The organism is Candidatus Aminicenantes bacterium, from assembly GCA_026393795.1.
Lineage (GTDB): Bacteria > Acidobacteriota > Aminicenantia > UBA2199 > UBA2199 > UBA2199.
On the sequence record JAPKZL010000293.1, the window covers coordinates 1 to 17714 of the forward strand.

General features: G+C 55.0%; 23 protein-coding genes. 15 read left to right on the forward strand and 8 right to left on the reverse strand.

Going from position 1 to position 17714, the window contains the following annotated elements:
• From NTW95_14360 to NTW95_14370, 3 genes are all read left to right on the forward strand, one after another.
• The coding region (locus NTW95_14360; GenBank protein ID MCX6558590.1) for a hypothetical protein at positions 1-664 on the forward strand (664 nt) is incomplete at its 5' end.
• A 24-nt stretch (positions 665-688) separates the two neighbouring features.
• The gene (locus NTW95_14365; protein MCX6558591.1) at positions 689-1336 is read left to right on the forward strand and encodes a hypothetical protein; all 648 of its coding nucleotides are present in this window, start codon (positions 689-691) and stop codon (positions 1334-1336) included.
• A 96-nt stretch (positions 1337-1432) separates the two neighbouring features.
• Positions 1433-1795 (forward strand): hypothetical protein, encoded by a 363-nt coding sequence (locus tag NTW95_14370; protein ID MCX6558592.1) that lies wholly within the window; start codon positions 1433-1435, stop codon positions 1793-1795.
• A 63-nt stretch (positions 1796-1858) separates the two neighbouring features.
• Here the strand turns inward: NTW95_14370 and NTW95_14375 are convergent, their stop codons facing one another.
• Positions 1859-2551: a hypothetical protein gene (locus tag NTW95_14375; protein ID MCX6558593.1), complete on the reverse strand. Its 693-nt coding sequence runs from the start codon at positions 2549-2551 to the stop codon at positions 1859-1861.
• A 321-nt stretch (positions 2552-2872) separates the two neighbouring features.
• On the opposite strand from NTW95_14375, the gene NTW95_14380 reads away from it, so the two are divergent.
• The 4 genes from NTW95_14380 to NTW95_14395 all read left to right on the forward strand — a co-directional run bounded on the left by NTW95_14380 (position 2873) and on the right by NTW95_14395 (position 7291).
• Positions 2873-5494 carry a DUF1566 domain-containing protein gene (locus tag NTW95_14380; GenBank protein ID MCX6558594.1) on the forward strand — a complete coding sequence of 874 codons (2622 nt, stop codon included), beginning with the start codon at positions 2873-2875 and terminating at the stop codon, positions 5492-5494.
• Positions 5495-5737: 243 nt separating this feature from the next.
• Positions 5738-6337: a hypothetical protein gene (locus NTW95_14385; protein ID MCX6558595.1), complete on the forward strand. Its 600-nt coding sequence runs from the start codon at positions 5738-5740 to the stop codon at positions 6335-6337.
• Between the two features lie 239 nt (positions 6338-6576).
• Entirely contained in the window at positions 6577-6909 is a 333-nt protein-coding gene (locus NTW95_14390) for a hypothetical protein (GenBank protein ID MCX6558596.1), read from the forward strand.
• A 67-nt stretch (positions 6910-6976) separates the two neighbouring features.
• Entirely contained in the window at positions 6977-7291 is a 315-nt protein-coding gene (locus tag NTW95_14395) for a DUF6506 family protein (protein ID MCX6558597.1), read from the forward strand.
• Here the strand turns inward: NTW95_14395 and NTW95_14400 are convergent.
• Both NTW95_14400 and NTW95_14405 read right to left on the reverse strand, forming a co-directional pair.
• A complete protein-coding gene (locus NTW95_14400; protein MCX6558598.1) occupies positions 7284-7856 on the reverse strand; it encodes a flavodoxin family protein in 573 nt (190 codons plus the stop codon). The genes NTW95_14395 and NTW95_14400 overlap by 8 nt on opposite strands.
• Positions 7857-7940: 84 nt before the next feature.
• Positions 7941-9260 carry a hypothetical protein gene (locus NTW95_14405; protein MCX6558599.1) on the reverse strand — a complete coding sequence of 440 codons (1320 nt, stop codon included), beginning with the start codon at positions 9258-9260 and terminating at the stop codon, positions 7941-7943.
• Positions 9261-9507: 247 nt separating this feature from the next.
• Between NTW95_14405 and NTW95_14410 the strand changes: the two genes are divergently transcribed.
• A complete protein-coding gene (locus tag NTW95_14410; GenBank protein ID MCX6558600.1) occupies positions 9508-10485 on the forward strand; it encodes a M28 family peptidase in 978 nt (325 codons plus the stop codon).
• A 141-nt stretch (positions 10486-10626) separates the two neighbouring features.
• On the opposite strand, the gene NTW95_14415 is transcribed toward NTW95_14410, so the two are convergent.
• On the reverse strand, positions 10627-10854 hold the full coding sequence (locus NTW95_14415) for a TfoX/Sxy family protein (protein ID MCX6558601.1): 228 nt from the start codon (positions 10852-10854) through the stop codon (positions 10627-10629).
• Positions 10855-10869: 15 nt separating this feature from the next.
• A complete protein-coding gene (locus NTW95_14420; protein ID MCX6558602.1) occupies positions 10870-11433 on the reverse strand; it encodes a flavin reductase family protein in 564 nt (187 codons plus the stop codon).
• Between the two features lie 188 nt (positions 11434-11621).
• Between NTW95_14420 and NTW95_14425 the strand changes: the two genes are divergently transcribed.
• The 4 genes from NTW95_14425 (at position 11622) to NTW95_14440 (ending at position 14293) form a co-directional block, all read left to right on the forward strand.
• The gene (locus tag NTW95_14425; protein MCX6558603.1) at positions 11622-12455 is read left to right on the forward strand and encodes an OmpA family protein; all 834 of its coding nucleotides are present in this window, start codon (positions 11622-11624) and stop codon (positions 12453-12455) included.
• An 88-nt stretch (positions 12456-12543) separates the two neighbouring features.
• Positions 12544-13077: a GAF domain-containing protein gene (locus NTW95_14430; protein MCX6558604.1), complete on the forward strand. Its 534-nt coding sequence runs from the start codon at positions 12544-12546 to the stop codon at positions 13075-13077.
• 168 nt (positions 13078-13245) lie between these two features.
• Positions 13246-14127 (forward strand): SPFH/Band 7/PHB domain protein, encoded by an 882-nt coding sequence (locus NTW95_14435; protein MCX6558605.1) that lies wholly within the window; start codon positions 13246-13248, stop codon positions 14125-14127.
• 37 nt (positions 14128-14164) lie between these two features.
• Entirely contained in the window at positions 14165-14293 is a 129-nt protein-coding gene (locus tag NTW95_14440) for a hypothetical protein (GenBank protein MCX6558606.1), read from the forward strand.
• Positions 14294-14497: 204 nt separating this feature from the next.
• On the opposite strand, the gene NTW95_14445 is transcribed toward NTW95_14440, so the two are convergent.
• The gene (locus NTW95_14445) at positions 14498-14710 is read right to left on the reverse strand and encodes a helix-turn-helix transcriptional regulator (protein ID MCX6558607.1); all 213 of its coding nucleotides are present in this window, start codon (positions 14708-14710) and stop codon (positions 14498-14500) included.
• 3 nt (positions 14711-14713) lie between these two features.
• A complete protein-coding gene (locus tag NTW95_14450; GenBank protein ID MCX6558608.1) occupies positions 14714-15166 on the reverse strand; it encodes a hypothetical protein in 453 nt (150 codons plus the stop codon).
• A 250-nt stretch (positions 15167-15416) separates the two neighbouring features.
• Here NTW95_14450 and NTW95_14455 point away from each other — a divergent pair, with 250 nt between their 5' ends.
• Complete coding sequence (locus NTW95_14455) at positions 15417-15818, forward strand: YkvA family protein (GenBank protein MCX6558609.1); 402 nt, start codon at positions 15417-15419, stop codon at positions 15816-15818.
• Between the two features lies 1 nt (position 15819).
• Here the strand turns inward: NTW95_14455 and NTW95_14460 are convergent, their stop codons facing one another.
• Positions 15820-16206, reverse strand: a complete 387-nt coding sequence (locus NTW95_14460) for a hypothetical protein (protein MCX6558610.1) — start codon at positions 16204-16206, stop codon at positions 15820-15822.
• A gap of 214 nt (positions 16207-16420) precedes the next feature.
• On the opposite strand from NTW95_14460, the gene NTW95_14465 reads away from it, so the two are divergent.
• Positions 16421-16693 (forward strand): hypothetical protein, encoded by a 273-nt coding sequence (locus tag NTW95_14465; protein ID MCX6558611.1) that lies wholly within the window; start codon positions 16421-16423, stop codon positions 16691-16693.
• A 225-nt stretch (positions 16694-16918) separates the two neighbouring features.
• A partial coding sequence (locus tag NTW95_14470) for a serine/threonine-protein kinase (protein ID MCX6558612.1) occupies positions 16919-17714 on the forward strand: 796 nt, incomplete at its 3' end.

Consider the following 17714-nt stretch of genomic DNA (forward strand, 5'->3'; position numbering starts at 1 on the left):
ACGAATCCAGAGCCGGCAGCAAACCAACGGCTATGATGTCGATTACGAGGGTACGCTTGCCCAGGATGGGCGCAGTATCCAGGGGACCCTCACGGTTTTAGGCCCCGGTGGTATCTATGACTGGAAGGCTACGATAGAATCCGCCGCTGCGTCCCCCCCGGCAGATAACATTAACATACCGCCTGATCAAGCGCTCCTGGGCAGGGTTTGGCGCGTCACGGAATACGGAGGTTGGACGGCCACTTGGACGCGGCGCGGCGGTAGCTCCGTTTTCGATGGCGTTTGGTTCAACGGCAGCCAAAAAGTGACCGGTGTGCTTGCGATGGCGGTTCAGGGCCGCGTGGTACGAATCCAGAGCCGGCAGCAAACCAACGGCTATGATGTCGATTACGAGGGTACGCTTGCCCAGGATGGGCGCAGTATCCAGGGGACCCTCACGGTTTTAGGCCCCGGTGGTATCTATGACTGGAAGGCTACGATAGAATCTTTTTCGGACCTGATCATTTTGACCAACCATATGGCGAGAAGAAGCAAAATTATTATCAGGACGATCATTGCCGCGAAAGAGACCTTGGCGAGGAGGGAGGAATCCTTCCTGGAGCCTGACTTTGTGTGGAACGGTTGGCGGCTTAAAAGGTCATTGATGCCAGGTCTTTCATTTTAACATCTGGTCTGATATGATGATCTCATGTCAAGGCCGCTGCGTACTGGCGCCCTTTTTTTTCTTGCCTGCCTGGCCGCAGCCTGCGCCTCCTCGGTGTGGGCCGGCCAGGAGGGGGCCCGCAACCGCAGTTTCGTTCATCCCCAGGCCAGGATCCAGGATTATCCCGAGATGTTCAAGGCTGAATTTGAAAAAAAGGGCGTCCTGACCGCCGCAGAGGCGATTGACCGGGCCGTAGAGATATTCCGTAAACGCGGGGTCGGCCGCCTGTGCATCTGTGAGGTCACCTGGATCGCCGGGGCCGTTAGCGGCTATCTGGTCGACGCCCAGGGCGATCTCAGCTTTGAGGGCGGGCACTATTCGCTTTTCCGCTTGGGCATCACCGACAGCCCCCAGGGCACCGGCTACGCCGGATTTCCCGGGAGCGCCGGCGCGGAGTTCGTCTTCATTGCCAAAGGACGGAGCGCCGACGGCCGGCCGTTATGGCTGCCGCCCCCAGGCCCCGATACCGTGTTTACCCCGAACATGGATGTCAGCGAAGGGATGCTGGCCTATGAATACCTTCTCCAGCGCGAGCGCTTTGAAACGCTGACAGATCGTTATCCCCCCTGCCCCCCGGCTCCCGATCGTCCGTCCCCTGTTCTGCCCTGCGCTGGCAACCAAGCCATGCCATGATCTGATACATAAAAGGATACGATCTGTCCTATAAAAAGGACAATTTCAGCTGAAAAAGTTGGCAACAACCTTGCATGATAATGGCGGAGGCATAAAATGAAACGAATACTATTAATCGCATCAATAATCGGGTTATTCATGGTCACTAGCTTGGGTCTTCAGGCCTATCATAGGAGAAATGGCCAGCCATGGCACACCCGTGGCGGAATTGGTTTTACCCTGCACAGGAATTTCCCATTGTTTAATCACCACAACTATCGCTATGGCCAATACCAAAATCACCCAGGGCGGCAGATCGCCAGTGAAATTCGCAGAAATGAAAAACGCATCTGGAAATTGGAAAAGAAAATAAATAGACTCGAACGCTGCGGAGGCAGCTATAGAAAAATCAGCGAACTGGAACAAGAGATCAATTGGTTGGAAAGACGCAACGATTACCTGCGCAGCCAACTCTATTAGTTATTCCCGGCAGTGACCCCGGAAGCATATTCAGGGGGCAGGCTCTGCGTTGTTGTTCGTCTCTCAGAATTCGTCAACGTAGCAGATTTTGCCGTTGGGGAGGTAGCTGTTTGTGTGCGTTCTGACGATTTCGTCGTAGATGCCCTGCGCCTGGGGGGAAGAGTGCAGGTAGGCGCAGACGATGGTATTGTTGTGGCTTACCATGAAGTGCAGGCAGGGGTGCCCGATCTCGCCCACCAGCAGGTCGGCGATTGGATCTCCGGGCTTGACCGTCTGCCCCTCGGCAACCAACACGGCGTTTCTCTGGGCGGTCTTGATATCCGCATTGGTGGTGCCCGGTTCGATAATGAAGCTCACGGTCCACTCGGAATTAACGTATACGGTGACGGTCAGGATGAGTTGCCCGGGAGGGTGCGAGTAAGGATTTTCGCTCATGGCGATCCCTTTGACCACGCCGATCGTCGGCGAGATGATGCGTGTGCTGGCCAGGCTTTCATCGATAACCAGATCGATGCCGTTGTGCGGCTCGGTGCCGCTCCAGTTGGGGATGCCGAATGCGGCCAGGTAGACGATGTCGTTGGGTTGGGCAATGGGAAAGCCGAGCGGGGCGAACGTGTATTCAGTGGGTTCTTCAGTGGAATCGTTTTCGGTGGGATTAGGCTTGGACGAATGGCAAGCGGCCAGGGATATAACCAGGAAGAGAAAAATGCCCACTGCCAGGAAGCGCAGCCAATTGAGATTTTTCGTCGTTTTCATTTTTGCATGCCTAGATGAATTATGCATGATTTCTCTCTTTTTGGAAAGAAGGGACTGATATTGGTGCCAGGTCTTTCATTGTAACAATTGCCCCGATATGACGATCTCATGTTAAGGCCGCTGCGCATCCAATTGACGGTCTCTTGAATAGGCGCTTTAGCGCCGGGGTTTAAAAAATAATGCGGGTGGTTTATAATACTCCGGGGGGATAAAGCGGAGCCATGTTTGAACCATCGTTCAAAAACAGCGACGACGTGCTTTGGCAAGATGCCGGTTGCACCCTAGGCTTTGCTTCCAGCGAGCCATCATGGAGTTGAACCGATGATCCGCTGCCAGATTTGCGGAGCCGTCATCAAGGACGATATGAAATTCTGTGTCACGTGTACCATAAACCGCGCTCATTCCCAGGCGATTAAAAAAAATCCCTATATGAATTTCGGCAAGGGGAATAACCCCGACGTCGTTGTTTGCTTTGTCTGCGGTGAACGGCTGGGACCGAGCGTCAAAAAATGTGAAAAATGCGGGACGCTCAAGCAAGATTATTCCATGGTATTAAAATGGTATAAAAAATCAGCCAAAGACGGCGACGATTGCGCCCAGGAACGATTGGGAGATATGTATTTAAAGGGAATCGGGACCGATCGGGATTACAAAAAAGCATTCGAATGGTATCTCAAATCGGCCGAACAGGGCAACGATAGCAGCAAAACCCAATTGGGAACCATGTATGAACAGGGCTTGGCAGTCGATCAGGATTACCAGAAGGCCCTTGCCCTGTACCGCGAATCGGCTGAAGCGGGCAATGCTCTTGGACAAGCCCGATTGGGCGACATGTATTACCGGGGAATCGGGACGGAAAGGGATTACGAAAAAGCGTTCGATTGTTTCCAGGCGTCGGCGATCCAGGGCAATCATCACAGCCAGGCCAGATTGGGAGACATGTATTGGCTCGGTTCGGGAGTCAAGGCGGATAAACGGAAGGCTTTGAAATTGTATCGGGAATCAGCACAACAGGGGAACGGTCATAGTCAGGCGCAATTGGCAGGCATGTATTTACATGGAGTGGCCGTCGATCGGGATTACCAAGAGGCGCTGGCATGGTATCAGAAATCAGTTGAGCAGGACAACGATGTGGCTCAAGCCAATTTGGGATACATGTATGAGAAGGGTCTGGGCGTGGACAAAGATTTCCGGAAAGCGCTGGAATTGTATGAAAAATCAGCCGCCCAAAACAATGCTCTTGGGCAAGCCAGATTGGGAGATATGTATCTGAATGGATTGGGTGTTGGACAGGATCCTCAAAAAGCATTCAACTGTTTCCAGAAATCGGCTGAACAAGGCCATGCCCCGGCTCAACTCCGGTTGGGAACCCTGTACTGCGATGGAAACGGAGTCGAGCAGGATTTGAAGAATGGATTCGCCTGGGTTCAGAAATCGGCGGAACAAGGCAACGCCAAGGCCCAACTCCTGTTAGGGGGGATGTACAAGGACGGAAAGGGGGTTGCGCAGGACAATAAGAAAGCGTTTGCCTGGATTCAGAAGTCGGCCAGGCAAGGAAATATCATTGCCCAAAACGATCTGGGTTATTTGTATGAGCAGGGATGGGGCGTAGAGCGTGATTTTCAGAAAGCGCGCGAGTGGTATCTCCAAGCGGCCGAAAAGGGTCTCGATGCGGCGCAAGTATGTTTGGGCCATATTTATCAAAAAGGTCTTGGCGTCGAGGAAAATATAAATGAGGCAAAAAAGTGGTATGTCAAAGCAGCTGAAAAAGGCAATGAAAAAGCGCAAGCTGAATTATTAAAAATAAAACAAGAGGCGGATCCAAAAGAGAGATTAAAGAACAAAATAATAGCCGCGTCTGCAGGCGATGCCAAGGCCATGGCCGCAGTCGCGGATATGTATCTGGATGGAATCGGAGCTGAAAAAAGCGAAGCAAACGCCCTGGAATGGTTCAAAAAAGCCCTTCACTATGGGAATGAATCCGCGCGCACCAAGCTGCAGCGCGTCCAGCAGTCGATCGATGCCCAGCGCGAAGCAGAGAATAAAATCCCTGAAAGCACGGGCCAAATGGCTGTTCCGGTCCAAAGCGCGTCTGAAAAGAAGCCGCCTGCCGCCAGGACCTTGTTTTTTCCATTTTCCATAATTGGGATAATCGCTTTAGCGCTGCTAATCATTTTTCTTATTTACACTAAAAAAACGGGGAGCTCAGATCATGAAAGCCCGGCGCTGGTCCTGGAAATCGCTGACCCCCCCCAGCACAAAACCGAACTGGCCGTCCCGGCCATTCTGGAGACCCGCTTCGAAACTTTCGCGGAAATGAAGAAGAATAGATCCGCCCTGAATCAAAACGATAAAAAATCCTTGAAAATTGCCGAAGCGGACCATGCCGCCGTGAAGATCGAGCCGGTTGCGGCCGCATTGCGGCGGGAGTACAAGTCTCTGAACGAGCAGGAAATTTCCGACATGCTGGGCGGCAAGAATATGTTTGATGCCGAAAAGAATCCCGCCGGGAATTTCAGGCATGAGTATGAGATAAAAAACGCGGCGGGATTGCGCGTGGTTCTTGACCGCGCCACGCGGCTTGCCTGGATGAGGCAGCAGCATCCGGTCAAAATGAACCTGGAAAAAACCAAAGAGTGGATCGGATCCCTGAATCGTCTCGGTTACGGCGGCATCAGCGACTGGCGCCTGCCGACGGTCGAGGAGGCGGCATCCCTTTTGGAAAACAACCCGGATGACGGAAAAACATTCTTGAATGCCATTTTTGGCGAAGACATCCAATCGATTTGGACCGGAGACAGCTTCACGGAATCCTTGTCCTGGATCATTGACTTCCAAGATGGCTTGGTCAATCATGCAAAAAACAAGAACCGTCTGCCGGCATTGATGGTCAGCTCCAACCAGGAAATTTTGAAACCAAGCTCGGGAGGATCTGAGAAATGAAAAAAGGTTACCTGCAATATTTTGCTTTGAGCCTCGTTTTCCTGTGTGCCGCGATCGTGTTTTACACTCAAAGCGGAGTGTCTTTGGGAAAATTCCTTTTGTTTTTTGCCTGTGGCGTAGCTTCGGGAGTCAACCTGATCCAAGGAATCGTCAGTTGGCGGAAAACTAGGAACTAAAAAGAAGCATTGGGGTATCGACTCATAATGAAAGACCTGGCATAAAAAAACCATATGGAGGAAAGAAATGAACGACTCAGTCCAGCCGGCCATTGACTTGTTGTCTTTTTCAAAAACGGGAACCGTGACCAATCCCAGGGCGCAGCACGTGTTGAGCGAAATCGACAGACTGCATCCCGAGCGGGTGATCATTGTCGGGGGGTGGGATAAGAGCCTGGCCGAGCAATTAAGAAAAAGCAGCCTCTCCGAGCAATACGATATCCATGTGAACGACTCATGCAGCCTGAACTGGCTGCGGCAAACCACGGCAACGATCAGGGCCGGCGCTAAAAAGGCGGTAGTGATGTCAAACTTTCCGCGCGAAGGCAACGCGCTGAATGTTTGTCCTGCGTCCGGCAGCGCGGCCGGCCTGGCCATATTTTTCTGGGGGCCTTATGCCCCCGGCTATTGCAACAGCGTCATTCGCGGCCAAGCCCCGGGTAAAATCATATCGTGCCAATTGCTGGTGGATCCGGCGCAGGACTCGGACCTATTGGACAAGGAAAGAAAACAACTCATGGCCTGCCGTGACAAGGCCGAATGCCAGGCCGTCATACAGGGAATTCTCAAAAGCCTGGAAGGAGACCAAAACTGCCCTGTCGCCAACTGGGGCGGCGTGTTGGTGTGAGCGCACGCTGTTTCCTTTTTTCATGATCCGTCCCCGTTCTTTTTTAGACCTGACATCGGGGGAGCGAACGAGCCGGGAATGGGTCCGGAGACATTGTCCTAGTTTAGGTAGAAGAGAAATAATGGGGACGTTGCTTGCATCTTTGCATTTTACAAGCTAGGGTGAAACCATGCTAAGGGCAAGGCCGGCTTTCCTGAAATGCTGGCGCCATCCCTGATTGACGGGAAGAGGAGAAAAACATGACAAAAATGAAATGGATCATCCTGATGGCGATAATTTCCGCGCTGATGGTTCCCGAATTTTTAGCGGCGGACGAATGCATTTTCCTGACCAGCCAGAACGAGCATGACTATTATTACAATACCCAGAGCTTGCGCCATGAGGGGGACGTGGTCCGCTTCCTGCTGTGGGGGGACAAGTGCGAAACGGAGATCCTGGGAGAGGTCGAGATCGATTGCGCTAAAAAGATGGTCCGCTACCAGGATCCCGTTGACCCCGAAAAATTTCTGGAATGGCAAGACGTGCAGCCCGGCTCGTTCGAGGAAGCTTTAATGAAAAAAATGTGCCAATGAAAAAAAGGGATAGCATCACTATGCCGAGGCTTTGCGAGGCATCTAGTGATGCTATAGGAGGTTGAACATGGCTTTTAAAGCGGTTTTCATCGCCCACGCGCCTGATGCCGATGTCGCGAAACACCACACTCTGATCGATACCGGGAAATACAAACTTTACACTTATGTGGTGCGCTCCCAGGCTGAAGCGATCGGGGTTTGCCGGGACCTTCATGAAAAAGAAAAAATAGACTCGGTGCTGCTTTGCCCGGGCTTCACCCATAAAGACGTGGCCGAGATCTTCGCGGCCCTCGCGGGCAAGGTTGCCGTCTGCGTTTCAAGGGGCGACGGCCCCAGCGGCACGATCACCGCTCCCGTCCTGCAAAGGGAATTTTTCAGCTGATCTTTTGCAGCAGCCAGGCCAGGTTGCTGCCGAGGGTGCGCATGGTGCTCACGCCCTCCTCGTCCTTTTCCACGTCGCCTTTTTCCCGACCGATGCCGACGTTCCAGTAGCTGGAACCGGGGATGATCATCTCCGAGATCAGGAAGAAGTGGTTGAGGGTGTCGAAGGCGTGGATCGCCCCGGCCCGGTGCACCGCCACCACCGCCGCCCCGGGTTTACGTTTCAGCATGTTCCCGTTGGCCCGGGCCACGAAGCCGGCGCGGTCGATCAAGGCCTTCATCTCGCTGCTGACGTCGGCAAAGTAGGTCGGCGAGGCCAGGATGATGCCGTCGGCGCCGGCCATCTTGGCGATGCAGGCGTTGGCGAAATCGTCGTCGAAACTGCAGCGGCCGTCTTTTTTCTTGAAGCAGCCGTAGCAGGCCCGGCAGCCGTGGATGTTTTTCCCGGCCAGCTGCACGAGCTCGGTTTCTATTCCCGCCGCGGCCAGCTCCGTAAAAACCTGGCCGACGAGCAGGGCCGTGTTGCCGTCCGGGCGCGCCGAGCCGGAAAATGCCACAACCTTCATGGTCGCCTCCTTGGGGGTTGTCCTATTTTGCCATACGTGGCGTTGATGTCAATAGCGGGGCATCCTGGGGTAAGGTCTCCAGGTTCAGGATTTTCCCGGCGGGGCACCCGGGGGCTCGGGCAGGCCGCGGGTGAAGCGGTTCCAGCCGCCGCACAGGAACACCACCAGCAGCGGGTAGAGGCGCAGGGGGAGCAAGCCGAAGACCCGGCTGGAGAGGGAGAGGAGGGCCGAGACCACCCCCTTGGATGAGCGGTAGATCAGGGCGTCCACCGTCATCTTGGCGCGGTAGCGGGCGGTGAAGGAGAGGGGGATGTAGAGGACCTCCTTGGCGGCGCGGAAAACCGAGTAGTCGACGGTCTTGAGGATGAAGAAGGCGGCGCCCAAAACGGGCAGGATCGGGAAGGCCACCGCGGCCAGGGCGGTCAGGCCAAAGAGAATCGGGATGCCGCCGTGGATGCGGCGCAGCGGCAGGCGCGACAACAGGAACGGGCAGAGGCCGAGCTGCAGCGCCAGCGCGAAGAGGTTGACCGCCGACCAGAAGTAGCCGAGAAAAGCGGTGCGCGGGTCCTGCTGCGGCATCGCGGTTTGCAGCGCCTGGTGGAAGGCGATGTCCAGCAGCACCGCCACCGACTGGGCGGCGACCACGATCAGGGCCAAGCGGCGGATGGTAGGGCCGGTGCGCAGCAGGTCACAGGCGAAGTGGTCAGCCAGCTTCTCCGGCGGACGGTCGGGAGGAGCGGGCCGCTCCCCGGCCAGGCGGAAGGCCAGGCGGCCGAGCAGGGAGGCGGCGATGGTGAGGCCGGCGGCGATCCACACGAGGCGCTCCGAGCCGATGGCCACCGAGAGGCGGCCGGTGAGCAAGCCGCCGGTCACCGAGCCGGCGGTGCTGACGGCGATGATCATGCCGTTCCAGCGCTTGCCCTGGGCAGGGACGAAGAGGCTGTTGATGAAGGCCCACACCTCCTCGACGATGAAGACGATATAGGCCTGGCCGAAAATATAGAGCAGGAAGGGGGAGCCGGGGATGCCGCGGCGCACGGCCTCCGCCGCCCCGGCCAGCACGAAACCGGAAATGAGCAGGGTGGCGATGAAGGTCCGGGCCGGACCCAGATGGCGCAGCGATACGCTGAAGAGCCAGGTGAAGGCGAACATGGCCAGCGGCACCAGCATCAGCGCCTCCGGGAGCCGCGCCGCCGAGTGGTGGGCCAGGAAGACCGAGGCCGAGGCCGAGCGCACCATCTCGTAGCCGGCCATGGCCAGGGTGCCGGCGGCGGTGATGGCCATCACCGGCTGGGCGGTTGCGCCCGTCCCCTTGGGGGGGTTGGCTGCCGGCGGCTTGGCCGTGGCGTCCCCTTGGGGGACTGGCGATGAAGCTTTTAGTTGCGGGTCTCCAACAACGGTCACGATCGCTCCTGTTTTTCAACGATTCCGAAAAACCGATTGTATGCCCTCCGCCCGCGAATGGCAAGGGTACTAGGCGGGAAACGGCCGCAAGCACGGCCAGGACTTCGACGTGGTCTGGATGCAGAAGGAGATCGGCTGAAAAAATTTCCGCGCCTAACGTTGGCGAAATATCCCGCGCGTCCCCCTGCTGACGAGCCTGAAGATTGCGTCGGAACCATGAACGTGGCGATTTATGCTAAAATGAGTGATGAAAAAAATACTGAAATGGGCGGCGTGGATTTTATTGGTCCTGGTTTTGCTTTTCGGCGCGCTGGTATTTTATATCGTCAATCCGGGCTGGGGAATGGATAGCAAACAGCCGCGGCTGCCGGTGCAAATTCCCAGGCTCAGGGCCGATGTCGAGGCCTTGTGCGCCATCAGCCCATCGCGGGATTACCTGCACCCCGAGGCGCTGGAACGGGCGGCGCTCTATATCGTCGAACAGTTCAAACAAGCGGGCTGGGAATGCTCAAGCCAGTATTTCACCGTCGCGGGCCGGTCCTATCAGAATATCGTCGCCCGCTTCGGCGAGCGAAACCGGGAACGGATCGTCGTCGGCGCCCATTACGATGTCTGCGGCCCGCAGCCGGGGGCCGATGACAATGCCAGCGGCGTGGCCGGCTTGCTGGAACTGGCGCGCTTGGTCAGCGAGCAAAAGCCGCCGCTGAAGCACGGCCTGGAATTGGTGGCTTATTGCCTGGAGGAGCCGCCGTTCTTTAAAACCGAGAACATGGGCAGTTTCATCCATGTCCAATCCCTGCGCCGGGAAAACGCCGGGGTCAAGCTCATGCTCTGCCTGGAAATGATCGGCTATTACTCGGAACAGCCCGGGTCGCAGACCATGCCCTTTTTATTGCTCAAGCCGTTCTATCCCGGCCGCGGCAATTTCATCGCCATCGTTGGCAGGCTGTCCGACCGCCAGCTGGTCGGCCGCGTAAAAAAATGGATGCGCGCCGGGTCGCGCATCGATGTCCGCTCGATCAATGCGCCGGAGCAGATACCGGGCATCGATTTTTCCGACCATTTGAATTACTGGCGCTATGATATCCCGGCGGTGATGATCACCGATACCGCCTTCTACCGCAACCCCCATTACCATGAAAAAAGCGACATGCCGCAAACGCTCGATTTCGAAAAAATGAGCGAGGTAGTGCGGGGGGTTTATTGGACCGTGGTCAATTTTTAGTCCGGCCCGAACCGAAGCCGGAGCAAGGACGGCAGGGGCGGTCGATTATTTCGCCGGCAACCCCAGGACGTGCTCCCGGGCCAGGCCGAGCCAGGCGGCCAGATTGCCCTCGTCGCCCCAGCCCTGTTCCTCGACCATCAGTCAGCCCTTCATGGGCCGGCCGGTGATGTCGAAGGGGCGAGCGCCTTTCTCCTTCACTATTTGAGCGGCGCTTTCCTCGCCCAGGCGCAGGACCAGGAAATCGCGGTGGATGCCGAAACCCATGTTGCCGTTGAACAGGTAGCCGATGCCGCCGAACATCCTCCTCTTCTCCGATCCGGCAGCGGCCAGCGCGTCGATCTTTGCTTCCAGCTTTTTATTGTAGGGCATGCCGCTCCTTTCCCATCATTTTTTGTAGTCCCGGCCGATCGACCAGGCCCGGCCCAGGGGCTCTCCCGTCGACCAGTAGCGGTTGTCGGGCATGGTGAGGACGAAAGGCAGCAGCTTGTCCAGGCTGGGAGTCCCGCCGGCGAGGAACTCCTTGCCGCAGAAGGCCTCGATAATCTCGCCGACGAACAGCTCGTTGGTCGGGAATTTCACCGTCTTGACCACCCGGCAGGCGATGTTGACCGGACAGTCGGCCACCAGCGGGGCGTGGGCCAGGGAGCCGTAGAAGACCTCGAAAATTCGGCTCTTGTCGGTCTTGGCGCCGGAAACGAGCCCCAGCCAATCGGTGGCCTTGAGCAGCGCGCAGCCCGGGACGCTGACGCCGAACTCGCCGCTCTCGTGGATCCCCTGGTTGGTGTAGTGGTGACTGCCCAGGGCGACGCCGAGAAGCGGCGGCTGGTTGTTGACCCGCGTCACCCAGGCCACTGCCATGTGGTTGACCTTCCCTTGCACCACGGCGCTGACGATGGTCATCGGCATGGGGTAGGGAATAACCTGGTTTGAAATTTTCACTTTTACCATTTGTGCCTCCGTTGCCGATCCGAGGATCCGTTCATGTCCATTATAGGCAATCGGCTTCCGGGAAGCAATCGATGGCAGGAGGCCACTTTGGGACCGGTCCTTTCATCGATGCATTGGCTCTGCCCTTGAAATCAAGGCCATTTTACTTTAAAATCCGGGCACGGTATTCATTTCATCTGGAGGTCCCAATGCGGCGTTATAAAATCGTCGGGCTATTGCTCGTTTTGTCAGTTGCTTCATTTGCGTTTGCGCAGAATGAGTCGGATGTCAAAGGCAGCCTGGACCATTCGCTGTTTACGCGCATGCCGGGGTACTATATCTCCGATTATGAGGTCAAGGAGTTCGACAAATTCACATCTTCCTATCTGTCGGGCCAGGATGAGAACTGGGAGGGGAAGGTTACGCGTCTGGCCTACTATATCAAGACCGGCGCAAAACAGGCCAGCATGCTGCAGATTGCGCGCAATTACGAGAATGCCGTTAATAAAATCAACGGCAAGATCCTGGCCAGCGAAGGGCGGGTGGTCGAGGGGAAGATCGAAAAGAACGGCGGCGTGACCTATGTTCACGTTGAGGCTTTCAATGACGGCCGGAATTATGATGTGATCGTCGTCGAAACAGGGGCGATGAAGCAGGAGGTGGTTGCCGATGCGGCCGCCTTGAGCGCCAGCATCGTTGCCAGCGGCAAAGCGGCCGTGTATGGCATCTACTTTGACACGGGCAAGTCGGTCGTGAAACCGGAGTCGACCCCGGCCCTTGAAGAGATCACGAAACTTCTGAAACAGAACAACGGCCTGGCGCTATATGTTGTGGGCCACACGGACAATGTCGGGGCATTGGACTTTAATCTCAAATTGTCGGCCGACCGCGCCGATGCGGTGGTGAAGGCGTTGACGGGCAGGGGCATCGCCGCCGCCCGCCTCAAGGGGGCGGGGGTCGGGCCGTACTGTCCCGTTGCCTCAAACCGCTCGGAGGAAGGGAAGGCCAAGAACCGGCGGGTGGAGCTGGTGGAGCAGAAGTAGCGGCTGCCGCGGCAAATGAAAAGGTCCGGAACGGGGCTTGCAACCCGTTGGCGGCTGCGGTAAGATAGGGGGCAGGAGAACCCGCACCATGAATGACATCAACGTCCTGGTCGAGGAATTGCGCACGCTGGTCGCCACGTCGGAGCTTTCCGCCGAGGAGCGCTTCCGGGTGGCCATGAACCGCATGGCCGATTTCTTGGCCGCGGCCTTTGGCGGCGAGAAGGATGAGGTGGCCGTCCTGTGGAAGCACAAAAAATCGCTCGCCTTTCTCTGGCCCGATTTCCTGGCCGAGGCCAAGGAATTGCCGGTCAAGGCCAAGCTGTCCATCGCCGCCAACATTTTGCGCAGCGGCCAATCGTTCCTCGACAACCGGCTGATCGAGCGCGAGCACATGGTCGAATACGAGTTCGTCAAGGAGTCGAACGGCGGCTCGCGTCTGATCTGGAAGATGATGGGCGCCGCCATCACCGTGGACGGCAAACGGCTGGGAGTGGTGCAAATCTCGCGCAAACGCAGCGTCTACAACGAGCCGGGGCCCGATTTCACGCCGGCCGACCTCGAGCAGCTGGAGAAGCTGACCGCCCGCCTGGGGTCGTTTCTGAAGGCGGTTATCCCTTTTTGAATTACGAAAGCGAGTGTTAGGAAGAAAATAGGCGAAATCTTTAAAAATCTTCAACGTGCCCGCTGCTAACACTTTCACTAACACTAACACCAACACTGGTGATCGGTGATTTGACTTTATTTGTTCAATCATTTATAGGTTAATTAATGACGGATGGAGGGAATTAAAATGAATGATACAAGTTCGTTGGGCATCATACTCGTTTCGATCGGATTTTTTGTTTTTTTATTTCTTTCCGGAATACGGATCGTCCGCCCCACCCACCGGGGGTTGGTTGAGAGGCTGGGGAAATACAAGCGCTTTGCCCACCCCGGTTTCAACTGGGTCATTCCAATCATCGATCGCATGTTTACGGTGAATTCCACCGAGCAAATGGTCGACGCCCTGCCGCAGGAAATTATTACCAATGACAACCTGAATGCCCGGGTCGACGCCCAAGTCTATTTCAAGGTCAAGCCCGATGAAGAAAGCGTGAAGAGGTCCCAGTACAATGTCAACAATTACCAGTATCAAATCGTCAACCTGGCCCGGACGACCTTGCGCAACATCATCGGGACGATGACCTTGAAGTCGGCCAATTCCGAACGCAGCAAGATCAATTCGGAATTGCTTAAAACACTTTGTTCTGAAACATCCAGTTGGGGTATCGATATTGTCCGCACCGAATTAAAGGAAATCGACCCGCCCAAGGATGTCCAGGAAACGATGAACAAGGTGGTCAAGGCGGAAAACGAAAAGATCGCGGCCATTGATTTTGCTACTGCCTGTGAAACAACTGCCGATGGCCAGAAAAGGGCGGAGATCAAAAAGGCGGAAGGGATCCGGCAGGCAAATATCCTGGCGGCCGAGGGCGAGGCCCAGGCGATCAAGCTGGTGAATGAAGCGGCCAATCAATATTTTGTCGGCAATGCCCAGCTTTTGAGAAAATTGCAGACCCTCGAGGTATCCTTGAAAGATAATGCCAAGATCGTCGTTCCCTTGGGCTCGGAACTGGTCAATGTAATCGGAGAACTGGCCGGAGTCGTCCCGCTCAAGAAAAGAGCCGAATAGCGGACAATCGGGGACGGTGCCCGGAGCAGGAGGAGAAATGAGCAAGATTTTAAGGGCGATCGCGGCCGGCTGGGGCGCAAAGAAACTGGGTGCCGGATGCCTCTCGACCATTGTATTCTTCATTCTATTATGGTGGCTCCTGGGACATTTCGGCATTTTTAAATAAATTAAGTTTTAGCGATACCATGCCACCGGTTTGACCCTTGGCCTGCTTCTGCCGTAGGACCGAAGTTACAAACGAGGACCGGGGGGAGGGGCGTCGGCGACGGTGCGCGACTCCGATCTCGATATAAGGAACGCTGCGGTCTTTTTCACTTTTTTTCTGTTTGATCATACTCCGCCATGAGGAGTATTTTCAATCGGCAACCGGCTACGTTTCCCTGATCTGGAACAGCTCTTCCACCGTGACCCCCAGGACGCCGGCCAATTTCAGGGCCAGGTAGGTTGATGGGATGTAGATGCCGTTTTCCACGGTGTTGATCGTCTTGCGCGTCACCTGTACCAGCTCGGCCAGCTGTTCCTGGGTGAGGTCTTTTTTGGCCCGCTGCACCTTGAGGGTGTTGACCAGATTCTTTTCGGGCATGGTTCACCGGTCCAGAAGGTAGCGGGCCAGGTCGAAGCTGCCGAAGCCGACCAGCAGGGAGGTGACGATCAGGATAATGGGGTCCTTGAGCGGTATATCAAAGATATGGAACAGGTAGGCGGCAATGAGGTTGAGGATGATCAGGGAGAAAAAGGCGATCCTCCAGGCCTTCAGCTCGTTCAGCCGGTCCAGCTCGTTGTGCAATGCTTCGTTCAGGACCGGGTCCCGACGAATCGTGCGTTCGACGAAGAGCAGTCTGATGCTGAAATAGGCCAACCAGAGGAGGGAAAACACCAGGACGACGTGCAGGCCGGTCCACAAGGTCCCTGTGTCCTTGCCGCCGATCTTCAGGGCGCTGCGAACGATAAATGCGATCAAAAATACAATATCGCCAAGGATGTAGCCGCCGCGGAAATTTTTTCTTTTCTGGTCATAAATCTCGATTTTGTTGTCCATGTTGTTCCTCCTATTTAATGTAACCTACTGTTTTAAATTTAGTAACAGTTACTACATATATAGTAACCTTAATTACTCTATTTGTCAACAAAAAAATATTTTTTTAAAATTGAGCAATAAACTTTAAATATTAGGAAACCGGCCCGATTTGCTTTCTTCGACCCACGTTTTTATAATCAGGCCACGAGGTGGCGCATGAAATCATCGGTTGCGCTTCGCCGCATAAGCGCATTTTAGAAAGGAGGCAATGATGGCAAAAAAAAAATTTACCGCCACGGAAGGTAAAAAAATTGTAAATAAGGGTGCCAAAAGAATTACCGCAGAAGATGTGGAAAAAGTTCTGCAGAAAAAAAGGGAGATTGAATACAAATTCGAGCACGCCGGGCCGTTGGGACGGTTTGTCGCAGATGTGAAATTGTTCTTTTCGCTGGTCAGGGATTACATGGATGGAAGCTACAAAAAGATTCCGTTTTGGGTGATCGCGGCCATCGTATTCGCATTATTATTTGTATTGAATCCCTTCGATTTAATACCCGATTTCATTCCCATCGTCGGCTACATCGATGACGCGGCGGTCGTTGCCGGCTGCCTGGCTTTGGTCGACCAACAGCTCCAAGAATACAAAAAATGGAAATTAAGCAACAGCCAATAAATTAAAACTCGATTGTCACGTTATTGCCGCTTATATCAAAGGATTTTATCGAAACTCCTTTGACCTTGCTCTTGTTGATCGCGCCGTTCAAGTCGACCAGGATAGACTTGTCCTTTCTTTTGATGAAATCGATGGGGCCAATCGCCTTGTCGATCTCCCTGTCGATCCTGTTGCCGGCGAGACCGGACAGCCAGCCGCCAGGCTCGATCTTCAACTTCAGGATCCCATCGGCGAACGACTCCCGTTTGACGCCGATGCGGATGCCCAAGGGCAGGACCATGGTCAGGCCGTCCGGCGCGGGGGTAATATCCTTGATGCTGTCCGGACGCGCGACGTTTTTCCAGAGGATATTCAATGCTTCAGCGATCGAAAAAACAATGATGGCCATCGTTCTCTCCTTGGCTTGATTATAAGTTTGTAAATGTTTTATTGCAAAGCAAAACCGGCGAATGGCCATGTCTGCGAAGCGGGGACGGTGCAAGCAACTGGGTAAGAGCAGAGCGATGAATTTAAGGCATTCCTGGTTTAAAAAAGTTGAATTTTCCATATAATAAGCAGGAAGATGATACGTATAGATTATTGAAAAAAGGAGTACGCCGAAAATGAAAAAGCTCATCCTTGCCCTCGCGCTCCTGGTTCTGGCCCTGCCGCAAGCGATCGCCGCCGATACGAGGGAGCTGGCCAGGCAAGTGCGCGAGACCGAAACGGCTTTTGCCAAGACCATGGCCGACCGCGACTGGGCGGCTTTCAAGGCTTTTGTATCGCTGGAGGCCATTTTCTTTGGCCGCCGCGGGATTTTGCGCGGCCACTGGCGGATAATTTTCGACAAAGGTCGCCTCCCTGCGCTTGAAGTTTTAAAACCGGGAAGACAATAGGGGGTCTTGAAATGAGAGTTTTTGTTTAACGGGAAATCTCCGGGTTCGAATCCAAAAAACAAACAAAAATGCCGTCTCTTTTTTCTAAATGGTTGAATAGAATAAATCATTCTTTGGTAGTATACTCACAACAGAAGTTTTTCGCAGATGTCCAAAATGCGAGAAAGAAGGGCACATCAATCGTATCACCATGTGTCCACTGCCTGCGACAAATTGGGGGGAGAAGTGATCGGAAAGACGGTTTTACATTATCGCATTATTTCCCAACTGGGCGCCGGTGGAATGGGAGTGGTGTACAAAGCCGAAGACCTGAATCTGCGGCGTATGGTCGCCTTGAAATTCCTGCCAGTGGAAGCCACCCGCGACCCGGAAATCAAACGTCGTTTTTTTAATGAGGCGCGGGCCGCGTCGGCCCTTGATCACCCCAACATCTGTTCCGTCCACGAGATTAACGAGACCAGTGACGGCCTGGTGTTCATGGTCATGGCCTGCTACACCGGCCAGACTCTGAATGAAAGAGTCCGCCAGGGGCCATTGCCCATTCCAGAAGCGCTACGCATCACCATGCAAACTGCTGAAGGGCTGGCCAAGGCGCACCAAAAAGGAATCATTCACCGCGATATCAAGCCGGGCAATATCCTGCTCAGCGAGGACGGCTTGGTCAAGATCCTTGACTTCGGCCTGGCCAAGCTGGCCGGCGCTTCGGTTCTGACCCAGGACGGGATCACATTGGGCACAGTCGCCTACATGTCCCCGGAGCAGTCCCGGGGGGAGGCGGTCGACCGCCGCACGGATATCTGGTCCCTGGGGGTCGTCCTATACGAGATGCTGGCTGGGCGCCCCCCATTTGCCGGCGACTATCCGCAGTCAATCATTTATGGAATCCAAAATGAAACCCCGGCTCCCATGACGTCTTTGCGAAGCGGCGTCCCTCTGCAGCTGGAACACATCCTGAATAAAACCCTGGCCAAAGCGATGGCCGAGCGCTATCAATCCCTGGACGATCTGCTGGTGGATCTGC